Here is an 11,141-nt window from a genome sequence, read left to right as displayed (position 1 = left end):
GAGTCGTACCACACCAGCGAAGCCCAGTCGTCGAACAACGGTAAAAATGCACGCGGGCCGTCAGGGGTAAACTGCTGCCAGGTGCTGTCTCCGGGTGCGTTTTCACACTGGACAGTTATCAGCATACAAGATTGCGCGTATTGCCAGGCATGGATGCCAATCCCGGCCATTTTGCGTACCTGAGAGTTGGCACCATCAGCACCGATCACCAGCTTCGCATTGATTTTTTCACCGTCTGCCAGCTCAAATTCATGCCGGTCATTATGTCGATGTAAAGAAATCAGCGAGGTGGGCACGCGCAACGTCACGTCAGGATGAGCTTCCAGCGCCTGCCAGAGCGCCTGTTGCAGGACGGTATTCTCCACCATGTAACCCAACAACGGCAGCTTAAGTTCCGCTGCATCGAACACCACATGGGCATTTTCCCATTCCCACGTCTCCAGACGACGATAAGGATGGCTGCGCATCCCCTGTACCGTATCCCAGACGCCCAGCCCTTTAAGCAACGACACGGAAGCGGAGCTAATAGCCGAAATTCTGACATCCGGCTGTCCGTCAGCCACAAACGGCGCGGGCACGGCATGCTCGATAACCGTTACCGTAAATCCGTGCTGCGCCAGTCCCAGTGCCAGCGCGCCGCCGACCATCCCCCCGCCGACAATGGCAATTTCCGTTGGTTGATTTGTCATGGTCAATCATCCTGTTACATGTATTGTGTAAGTTTACAGGATTTTTTCCCCCTTGAGGCTGACATCCGTCATACTGGTCACAACCGCGCCAAAGCAGTACACTATGCGCCCTGCATTTCAGCCACAATTTCGCAAGAGCAAGTCGATGACCAAAAAACTCCATATTAAAACCTGGGGCTGTCAGATGAACGAATACGATTCATCGAAGATGGCCGATCTGCTGGATGCCACTCACGGGTATCAACTGACCGACGTGGCGGAAGAAGCGGATGTGCTGCTGCTGAATACCTGCTCAATCCGCGAGAAGGCTCAGGAAAAAGTCTTCCATCAATTAGGTCGCTGGAAGCTGTTAAAAGAGAAGAATCCCAAGCTCATCATTGGTGTTGGTGGCTGTGTTGCGTCTCAGGAAGGCGATCATATTCGCCAACGCGCGCATTACGTCGATATTATTTTTGGGCCGCAAACCCTGCATCGCCTGCCGGAAATGATCAACAAAGTGCGTGGAAGCACCACCCGTAGTCCGGTAGTTGATATCAGTTTCCCGGAGATCGAAAAATTCGACCGCCTGCCAGAACCGCGTGCTGAAGGGCCAAGCGCGTTTGTGTCCATCATGGAAGGCTGCAATAAATATTGTACTTACTGCGTGGTTCCCTACACCCGCGGTGAGGAAGTCAGCCGTCCGGCGGATGATATTCTGTTTGAAATCGCCCAGCTTGCAGCCCAAGGCGTGCGTGAAGTAAACCTGTTGGGGCAAAACGTCAACGCCTGGCGCGGTGAAAACTACGACGGCACCACCGGCTCGTTCGCCGATCTGCTGCGTCTGGTCGCAGCGATCGACGGCATTGACCGTATCCGTTTTACCACCAGCCATCCGATCGAATTCACCGATGATATCGTTGAAGTTTATCGCGATACGCCAGAGCTGGTGAGCTTCCTGCACCTGCCGGTACAGAGTGGTTCGGATCGTGTACTGAACCTAATGGGTCGTACCCATACCGCGCTGGAATACAAAGCAATCATCCGTAAACTGCGCGCAGCACGTCCGGATATCCAGATTAGCTCCGACTTCATCGTCGGCTTCCCGGGTGAAACCACCCAGGACTTCGAGCAGACCATGAAGCTGATCGCTGATGTCAATTTCGACATGAGCTACAGCTTTATCTTCTCTGCGCGTCCTGGCACCCCTGCTGCCGATATGGTTGACGACGTACCGGAAGAAGAGAAAAAACAGCGTCTGTACATTCTGCAGGAGCGCATTAACCAGCAAGCCATGGCCTGGAGCCGTCGTATGGTCGGCACGACCCAGCGCATTCTGGTCGAAGGTACGTCACGGAAAAGCGTGATGGAACTGTCAGGGCGTACCGAAAATAACCGCGTGGTGAACTTTGAAGGTACCCCGGATATGGTCGGTAAGTTTGTTGATGTTGAAATTACCGATGTCTGGACCAACTCACTGCGCGGCAAAGTGGTGCGTACCGAAGACGAAATGGGCCTGCGCATCGCAGAATCCCCTGAGTCGGTCATTGCGCGTACCCGCAAAGAAAACGATCTGGGCGTGGGTACTTATCAGCCTTAATCCTGCTGAAAAACGCAAACAATGCCCGATGGCGCCATGCTTATCGGGCCTACACTTCCTGGCTCGCTGCTCCGGCGGGCCTTGTAATTTGCCCTGGCACCCCCATATTTATTGCAATGCTTGCGCCTTTCCCCCATGGCGTGAATAATTTCCTTAGATGCCGGTAAATGTTCAGCGTCCGGCGAGACATGCATAAGAGGAACAGTTTGAACATAGACACTCGCGAAATTATCCTTGAACCCGCAGACAACGCCCGCCTGTTGAGCCTTTGCGGGCCATTTGATGACAACATAAAACAACTGGAGCGTCGTCTCGGCATCGAAATTAACCGCCGCGATAACCACTTCAAACTGACTGGTCGTCCAATTTGTGTCACCGCTGCGGCAGATATTTTACGCAGCCTGTATGTCGATACGGCCCCAATGCGCGGCCAGACACAGGACATCGAGCCAGAACAAATTCACCTTGCGATTAAAGAAGCGCGTGTGCTTGAGCAAAGCGCAGACAGCGTGCCGGAATTTGGCAAAGCGGTGAATATCAAAACCAAGCGCGGAGTGATTAAACCGCGGACACCGAACCAGGCGCAGTATATCGCTAATATTCTTGACCATGACATCACCTTCGGCGTTGGCCCGGCAGGTACCGGTAAAACGTATCTTGCGGTTGCCGCTGCGGTCGATGCACTAGAGCGTCAGGAGATCCGCCGTATTCTGCTAACCCGTCCAGCGGTTGAAGCCGGTGAAAAACTGGGTTTCCTGCCAGGCGATCTGAGCCAGAAAGTCGATCCCTATTTACGACCGCTGTATGACGCGCTGTTCGAAATGCTCGGTTTTGAGAAGGTTGAAAAGCTGATTGAACGTAACGTCATTGAAGTTGCGCCGCTGGCCTATATGCGTGGCCGTACGTTAAACGATGCGTTCATCATTCTTGATGAGAGCCAGAACACCACCATCGAACAGATGAAAATGTTCCTGACCCGTATCGGCTTTAACTCCAAAGCGGTTATCACCGGCGATATCACCCAGATTGACCTGCCGCGCAGCACCAAGTCCGGTCTGCGTCATGCCATTGAAGTGCTGGCTGAAGTCGACGAAATTAGTTTTAATTTCTTCCATAGCGAAGACGTAGTTCGCCATCCGGTGGTTGCCCGTATCGTCACGGCGTATGAAGCCTGGGAAGAAGCAGAACAGAAACGCAAAGCCGAGCTGGCGGCAGAACGCAAGCGCGAAGCTCAGGAGCAGGAACAAAAATGAGTCAGGTTATTCTCGATTTACAGCTGGCGTGCGAAAACGAATCCGGCTTACCACCAGAAAGTCAGTTTCAGAGATGGCTGGATGCCGTGATCCCGCAGTTTCAGGAAGAGTCAGAGGTCACGATTCGGTTGGTCGACGATGCTGAAAGCCACGAGCTGAACCTGACCTATCGCGGGAAAGATAAATCAACCAACGTACTCTCTTTCCCGTTTGAAGCCCCGCCGGGCATTGAGATGCCGCTGCTGGGTGATTTGATCATCTGCCGTCAGGTCGTTGAGAAAGAAGCGCAGGAACAAGGTAAGCCGCTTGAAGCCCACTGGGCGCACATGGTGGTGCATGGTAGCCTGCATTTGCTCGGCTACGACCATATCGAAGACGATGAAGCGGAAGAGATGGAATCCCTCGAAACAGAGATTATGCTTGCTCTGGGCTATGAGGATCCGTACATTGCCGAGAAGGAATAAGCCGTCGGGCATCTGCCCGGGCTTCCCATAAAGCCGTGCGCTGAGTTTACGCGCATTGAGCGACCTATTAACTAACATGAGAACCCATACGACGCCATGAGCGACGACAATTCACACAGTAGTGACACCTTAAACAGCAAAAAGGGATTTTTTTCCCTGTTACTGAGCCAACTTTTCCACGGTGAACCGAAAAACCGCGACGAACTGTTGGAGCTGATCCGTGATTCCGGGCAAAACGACCTTATCGATGAAGATACGCGCGATATGCTCGAAGGGGTGATGGATATTGCGGACCAACGCGTACGCGACATTATGATCCCTCGCTCTCAGATGATTACCCTGAAACGCAACCAGACCCTGGACGAATGTCTCGATGTGATCATCGAGTCTGCCCACTCGCGTTTTCCGGTGATCAGCGAAGACAAAGATCACATTGAAGGGATTCTGATGGCCAAAGATTTGCTGCCGTTTATGCGCAGCGATGCCGAAGCCTTCAGCATGGAGAAAGTGTTACGCCAGGCGGTTGTCGTACCTGAAAGCAAGCGGGTTGACCGCATGCTGAAAGAGTTCCGCTCCCAGCGTTATCATATGGCTATCGTCATCGACGAGTTTGGCGGTGTCTCAGGTCTGGTGACCATTGAGGACATCCTTGAACTGATTGTCGGTGAAATTGAAGATGAGTACGACGAAGAAGACGATATTGATTTCCGTCAGCTCAGTCGCCACACCTGGACTATTCGCGCGCTGGCGTCGATTGAAGACTTCAACGAAGCTTTCGGGACCCACTTTAGCGACGAAGAAGTCGATACCATTGGCGGGCTGGTTATGCAGGCCTTTGGTCATTTACCCGCTCGCGGTGAGACCATCGACATTGATGGTTACCAGTTCAAAGTGGCGATGGCTGACAGCCGTCGTATTATTCAGGTTCATGTCAGAATTCCGGACGACTCACCCCAGCCCAAACTGGACGAATAAACCCGAAACTGGATCATAGACTACATGGCATTTGCCCCATTAATTGAACGCCAGCGCATGCGCCTGCTGCTGGCGTTATTATTCGGTGCCTGCGGGACGCTGGCGTTCTCTCCGTATGACATCTGGCCCGCCGCGATTATTTCGCTGATGGGTCTGCAGGCTCTTACCCTCAACCGCCGTCCTCTCCAGTCTGCTGCCATTGGCTATTTCTGGGGAATGGGCCTGTTTGGTTCAGGCATCAACTGGGTCTACGTCAGCATCGCGCAATTTGGCGGCATGCCGGGGCCGGTAAACGTTTTTCTCGTGGTTCTGCTTGCCGCCTACCTTTCCCTCTACACCGGTCTGTTTGCTGGCATTCTGTCGCGTCTGTGGCCGAAAACCAGTTGGATTCGGGTAGCGATTGCCGCGCCGGTTATCTGGCAGATAACTGAATTCCTGCGCGGCTGGGTCCTGACCGGCTTCCCATGGCTGCAGTTTGGTTACAGCCAAATTGATGGCCCGCTAAAAGGGCTTGCACCGGTAATGGGCGTAGAGGCAATCAACTTCCTGCTGATGATGGTTAGCGGCCTGCTGGTGCTGGCGTTAGTCAGCCGTAACTGGCGTCCGCTGGTCGTGGCCGTGATACTTTTCGCGCTGCCCTTCCCGCTACGCTATATCCAGTGGTATACGCTGGAGCCGGAAAAAACCACGCAGGTGTCGATGGTGCAGGGCGACATTCCACAGTCGCTCAAATGGGATGAAAGTCAGTTACTCAACACCCTGAAGATTTATCTCGACGCCACCCAGCCCGAGATGGGTAAATCACAGCTCATCATCTGGCCAGAATCTGCTATTCCGGATCTGGAAATTAACCAGCAGCGTTTTCTGAGCATGATGGATGACCTGCTGAAATCGAAAAACAGCACACTGATTACCGGGATTGTAGATGCTCGCCTGAACAAACAGAATCGTTACGACACCTACAACACCATCATCACGTTGGGTAAAGACAGTCCGTACAGTTATGACTCGACCAATCGCTATAACAAAAATCACCTTGTCCCATTTGGTGAGTTTGTCCCGCTGGAATCGATCCTACGCCCGTTAGCGCCGTTCTTTGACCTGCCAATGTCTTCGTTCAGCCGTGGACCTTATGTACAGCCACAGCTGCATGCGCACGGCTTTAAGCTGACGGCTGCCATCTGCTACGAAATCATTCTTGGCGAACAGGTTCGGGATAACTTCCGTCCGGATACTGACTACCTGCTGACTATCTCCAACGATGCCTGGTTCGGTAAGTCCATTGGTCCGTGGCAGCACTTCCAGATGGCGCGGATGCGTTCTCTGGAGCTGGCACGCCCGCTGCTGCGTAGCACCAATAACGGTATTACCGCGGTGATTGGCCCGCAGGGTGAAATTCAGGCGATGATCCCGCAGTTTACCCGTCAGGTTCTGACCACCAGCGTTACGCCGACCACGGGCTTAACCCCTTATGCTCGTACCGGTAACTGGCCGCTGTGGCTGCTGACCGCGCTGTTTGGCTTTGGTGCGGTGGTCATGAGCCTGCGTCAACGTCGTAAGTAACCTCCCCTCCCCGGCCGGATAACGCTTTGCTTATCCGGTCCATAAACATTTCCCACATCCCATTCTGGCACGTCTATTGCTTTGTTCTACAAGGCAAACGCTGTTTTGGCTGAATGTGCAACCTGGTCGCACCAAAGTTGAGCGAAGGTAGCACCCGAAAAGTGCAACAGGATATTTTTGCCCCCAAATGGTGCGGCGCACTTCGCAAAAATAAACAATAACACAGCAAATTCTTTACATTCATCCAAACTAAATGTTAACAAACATATACAAGACTGCACGTTTAAGTAGCAAACAATAACAACATCACAATGGGTATCAATGCGTCACCGGCGCAGACGATAAAGGAGTTGGATATGCAATTACGTAAGCTCGCCACAGCCATGCTGGTCATGGGAATGTCCGCTGGTCTGGCGCACGCAGAAGACGCAGCACCAGCGGCAGGCAGTACGCTGGATAAGATCGCTAAAAATGGCGTAATCGTCGTCGGACACCGTGAATCCTCGGTACCGTTTTCTTACTACGATAATCAGCAAAAAGTGGTCGGCTATTCACAGGATTACTCCAACGCAATTGTTGAAGCGGTGAAGAAAAAGCTGAACAAGCCTGACCTGCAGGTGAAACTGATCCCAATTACCTCTCAGAACCGTATTCCGCTGCTGCAAAACGGTACCTTCGACTTTGAATGTGGTTCCACCACCAACAACGTCGAGCGCCAGAAACAAGCAGCCTTCTCTGACACTATTTTCGTTGTCGGCACCCGTCTGCTGGCGAAAAAAGGCGGTGACGTCAAAGATTTCGCTGACCTGAAAGGCAAAGCCGTGGTTGTGACGTCCGGTACGACCTCAGAAGTCCTGCTGCACAAGCTGAACGAAGAACAAAAAATGGATATGCGCATCATCAGCGCGAAAGACCACGGTGACTCTTTCCGTACTCTGGAAAGCGGCCGCGCCGTTGCCTTTATGATGGATGACGCCCTGCTGGCTGGCGAACGCGCGAAAGCGAAGAAACCAGACAACTGGGAGATCGTTGGCAAGCCGCAATCTCAGGAAGCCTACGGCTGTATGCTGCGCAAAGATGACCCTGAGTTCAAAAAGCTGATGGATGACACCATTGCCCAGGCTCAGACCTCAGGCGAAGCTGAGAAATGGTTTGATAAGTGGTTTAAAAATCCAATTCCACCGAAGAACCTGAACATGAATTTCGAACTGTCAGACGAAATGAAGGCTCTGTTCAAATCACCGAATGATAAAGCGCTTAACTAACTAAAATAAATGGGGCGAGTTCACCTTGCCCTCTCGATTGTTACTTGGCACGGACAGACTATAAGCCTGATGGTCGTTCCCCATCAGGCCTGAAAACCGCAAAACGCCGAATAACAATCTTCGAGGGTAGCGCTGCTACCCTTTTTTTTCTGGAGTAGATTTATGTCTATAGACTGGAACTGGGGTATTTTTTTACAACAGGCCCCGTTCGGCAACACCACCTATCTCGGCTGGCTCTGGAGTGGTTTCCAGGTCACGGTCGCGTTATCTATCACCGCCTGGATTATCGCTTTCCTCATAGGCTCTTTATTCGGCATTTTACGTACCGTACCAAATCGTTTCCTTTCCGGGATCGGCACGCTGTACGTTGAGTTGTTTCGTAACGTTCCACTCATCGTCCAGTTCTTTACCTGGTATCTGGTCATTCCTGAACTGCTGCCGGAAAACATTGGCATGTGGTTCAAGTCAGAACTGGATCCCAACATTCAGTTCTTCCTCTCATCCATGCTTTGTCTGGGGCTGTTTACCGCCGCGCGCGTCTGTGAGCAGGTTCGTGCCGCAATTCAGTCCCTGCCTCGCGGGCAGAAAAACGCCGCGCTGGCGATGGGCCTGACGCTGCCGCAAGCCTATCGCTACGTCCTGCTGCCAAACGCTTATCGCGTGATTGTTCCGCCAATGACCTCAGAGATGATGAACCTGGTGAAGAACTCCGCAATCGCCTCCACCATCGGTCTGGTGGATATGGCGGCGCAGGCGGGCAAGCTGCTGGATTACTCCGCCCACGCATGGGAATCGTTTACCGCCATCACGCTGGCCTACGTCCTGATTAACGCCGTCATCATGCTGGTGATGAATCTCGTCGAACGCAAAATCCGCCTGCCTGGCAATTTGGGAGGCAAATAATGTACGAATTTGACTGGAGTTCTATCGTCCCTTCCCTGCCGTATCTGCTGGACGGATTGATCATCACGTTGAAAATCACCGTTACAGCGGTCGTCATTGGTATCGTCTGGGGGACCATCCTTGCCGTCATGCGACTGTCGAGCTTTGCGCCGATTGCCTGGTTTGCGAAGGGCTACGTCAACGTATTCCGCTCTATTCCGCTGGTAATGGTGCTGCTGTGGTTCTACCTGATTGTGCCCGGCTTCCTGCAAAACGTGCTGGGCCTGTCGCCAAAAACCGATATTCGCCTGATCTCGGCGATGGTGGCGTTTTCGATGTTTGAAGCCGCGTACTATTCCGAAATTATCCGTGCCGGTATCCAGAGTATTTCTCGTGGGCAGTCCAGCGCCGCGTTGGCGCTGGGGATGACCCACTGGCAGTCGATGAAGCTGATCATTCTGCCACAGGCATTCCGCGCAATGGTGCCGCTGCTGCTTACCCAGGGCATCGTACTGTTCCAGGATACCTCGCTGGTCTATGTATTGAGTCTGGCAGATTTCTTCCGTACCGCCTCCACCATTGGTGAGCGTGACGGCACGCAGGTTGAAATGATCCTGTTTGCTGGCGCCGTTTATTTTGTATTCAGTCTGAGCGCATCGTTGTTGGTCAGCTATTTGAAGAAAAGGACAGTTTAATGATTACCCTGAAAAATGTTTCTAAATGGTATGGTCACTTTCAGGTGCTGACCGACTGCTCCACGGAAGTGAAAAAAGGTGAGGTGGTGGTTGTCTGTGGCCCGTCAGGCTCCGGTAAATCAACGCTTATCAAGACGGTAAACGGCCTGGAGCCAGTGCAACAGGGCGTCATCACCGTTGATGGCACCGTGGTAAATGATAAAAAAACCGATCTGGCCAAACTGCGCTCTCGTGTTGGTATGGTGTTCCAGCACTTTGAACTGTTCCCGCATCTGTCGATCATTGAGAACCTGACTCTGGCGCAGGTAAAAGTGCTTAAGCGCGATAAAAAGCCGGCCCGCGACAAAGCGCAAAAGTTACTGGAACGCGTTGGTCTGTCGGCACATGCCGAGAAGTTCCCGGCCCAGCTATCCGGGGGCCAGCAACAGCGTGTCGCTATCGCCCGGGCGCTATGTATGGATCCTATCGCCATGCTGTTTGACGAACCGACATCGGCGCTTGATCCTGAAATGATCAACGAAGTACTGGACGTTATGGTTGAACTGGCCAATGAAGGGATGACCATGATGGTGGTAACCCACGAAATGGGCTTTGCGCGTAAAGTGGCGAACCGGGTGATCTTCATGGATGAAGGGAAAATTGTTGAAGACTCACCGAAAGAAGAGTTCTTCGCCAATCCGAAATCGGACCGCGCCAAAGACTTCCTCGCGAAAATCCTGCACTAATCTTGCTGGCGCGCATCGCCATGTGCGCGCCACCTCACGATTTACCTCTTCACTTCTCGAAACAGATACAGCCCAGCGTTAACCTTGTCACAGAGTCCCACTTACAAGGAGCAACAATGGCACTTCCGATCCTGTTTGATTGCGATCCAGGTCATGACGACGCTATCGCAATTGTTCTCGCCCTCGCCTCACCTGAACTGGATGTGAAAGCGGTAACCTCGTCAGCCGGGAACCAGACGCCCGACAAAACGCTGCGTAACGTATTACGCATGCTAACACTGCTCAATCGTAGTGATATTCCCGTCGCCGGTGGCGCTGTGAAACCGCTGATGCGCGATCTGATTATTGCCGATAACGTCCACGGCGAGAGTGGGTTAGATGGCCCGGCGCTCCCGGAACCCGCCTTTGCCCCACAGACCTGTACCGCTGTGGAACTGATGGCGAAAACCCTGCGTGACAGCCCGGAACCAGTGACCATTGTCTCCACCGGGCCGCAAACCAACGTGGCATTGCTACTGAATAGCCATCCTGAACTGCACGCTAAAATCGCCCGTATCGTGATAATGGGTGGTGCGATAGGTCTCGGAAACTGGACGCCCGCCGCTGAGTTCAACATTTTCGTGGATCCTGAAGCCGCTGAAATCGTATTCCAGTCGGGCATTCCGGTGGTGATGGCGGGTCTGGACGTCACGCATAAAGCGCAAATACATCGCGAAGATACCGAACGGTTCCGCGCTATTGGCAATCCTGTTTCAACGATCGTTGCTGAACTACTCGACTTCTTCTTTGAATATCACAAAGACGAAAAATGGGGATTCATCGGCGCGCCGCTGCACGACCCCTGCACTATTGCCTGGCTGCTGAAACCGGAACTGTTTACCACCGTTGATCGCTGGGTTGGTGTGGAAACTCAGGGCAAATACACGCAGGGCATGACCGTGGTGGACTACTACTTCCTGAGCGGCAATAAGCCAAACGCCACCGTGATGGTGGACGTTGATCGCCAGGGATTTGTCGATCTGCTGGCGGAACGGCTGAAGTTTTACGCCTGATA

Annotated in this window: 11 protein-coding genes; 10 read left to right on the top strand and 1 reads right to left on the bottom strand. The window is 52.8% G+C overall.

Annotation, left to right across the window (positions count from 1 at the left end):
* A partial coding sequence (locus tag JTI85_RS21345; protein WP_255575494.1) for an FAD-dependent monooxygenase occupies positions 1 to 689 on the bottom strand: 689 nt, incomplete at its 3' end.
* 145 nt (positions 690 to 834) lie between these two features.
* On the opposite strand from JTI85_RS21345, the gene miaB reads away from it, so the two are divergent.
* The 10 genes from miaB (at position 835) to rihA (ending at position 11,139) form a co-directional block, all read left to right on the top strand.
* Entirely contained in the window at positions 835 to 2,265 is a 1,431-nt protein-coding gene (miaB, locus tag JTI85_RS07400; protein ID WP_005121416.1) for a tRNA (N6-isopentenyl adenosine(37)-C2)-methylthiotransferase MiaB, read from the top strand.
* A 206-nt stretch (positions 2,266 to 2,471) separates the two neighbouring features.
* Positions 2,472 to 3,518 carry a PhoH family protein gene (locus JTI85_RS07395; RefSeq protein ID WP_048212286.1) on the top strand — a complete coding sequence of 349 codons (1,047 nt, stop codon included), beginning with the start codon at positions 2,472 to 2,474 and terminating at the stop codon, positions 3,516 to 3,518.
* A complete protein-coding gene (gene ybeY / locus JTI85_RS07390) occupies positions 3,515 to 3,982 on the top strand; it encodes an rRNA maturation RNase YbeY (protein WP_048212287.1) in 468 nt (155 codons plus the stop codon). Before JTI85_RS07395 ends, ybeY begins: the two co-directional genes overlap by 4 nt.
* A 96-nt stretch (positions 3,983 to 4,078) precedes the next feature.
* Entirely contained in the window at positions 4,079 to 4,957 is an 879-nt protein-coding gene (gene corC / locus JTI85_RS07385; protein ID WP_003847383.1) for a CNNM family magnesium/cobalt transport protein CorC, read from the top strand.
* A gap of 24 nt (positions 4,958 to 4,981) precedes the next feature.
* Positions 4,982 to 6,520, top strand: coding sequence for an apolipoprotein N-acyltransferase (gene lnt, locus JTI85_RS07380; protein WP_121584359.1), 1,539 nt, complete (start codon positions 4,982 to 4,984; stop codon positions 6,518 to 6,520).
* Between the two features lie 356 nt (positions 6,521 to 6,876).
* On the top strand, positions 6,877 to 7,785 hold the full coding sequence (gene gltI, locus JTI85_RS07375; protein WP_048212290.1) for a glutamate/aspartate ABC transporter substrate-binding protein GltI: 909 nt from the start codon (positions 6,877 to 6,879) through the stop codon (positions 7,783 to 7,785).
* Positions 7,786 to 7,947: 162 nt separating this feature from the next.
* On the top strand, positions 7,948 to 8,688 hold the full coding sequence (gltJ, locus tag JTI85_RS07370; RefSeq protein ID WP_003022759.1) for a glutamate/aspartate ABC transporter permease GltJ: 741 nt from the start codon (positions 7,948 to 7,950) through the stop codon (positions 8,686 to 8,688).
* Positions 8,688 to 9,362 carry a glutamate/aspartate ABC transporter permease GltK gene (gltK, locus tag JTI85_RS07365; protein WP_003022757.1) on the top strand — a complete coding sequence of 225 codons (675 nt, stop codon included), beginning with the start codon at positions 8,688 to 8,690 and terminating at the stop codon, positions 9,360 to 9,362. The genes gltJ and gltK overlap by 1 nt, the downstream gene beginning before the upstream one ends.
* The gene (gene gltL / locus JTI85_RS07360) at positions 9,362 to 10,087 is read left to right on the top strand and encodes a glutamate/aspartate ABC transporter ATP-binding protein GltL (protein ID WP_003022754.1); all 726 of its coding nucleotides are present in this window, start codon (positions 9,362 to 9,364) and stop codon (positions 10,085 to 10,087) included. Before gltK ends, gltL begins: the two co-directional genes overlap by 1 nt.
* 116 nt (positions 10,088 to 10,203) lie before the next feature.
* On the top strand, positions 10,204 to 11,139 hold the full coding sequence (rihA, locus tag JTI85_RS07355; RefSeq protein ID WP_219352359.1) for a pyrimidine-specific ribonucleoside hydrolase RihA: 936 nt from the start codon (positions 10,204 to 10,206) through the stop codon (positions 11,137 to 11,139).
* The last annotated feature ends 2 nt before the right edge of the window (positions 11,140 to 11,141 follow it).

This window comes from Citrobacter sp. Colony219, assembly GCF_019382635.1.
Lineage (GTDB): Bacteria > Pseudomonadota > Gammaproteobacteria > Enterobacterales > Enterobacteriaceae > Citrobacter > Citrobacter youngae.
Note: the sequence above shows the minus strand (reverse complement) of the source record. Positions and strands in the feature narration are given on the sequence as shown.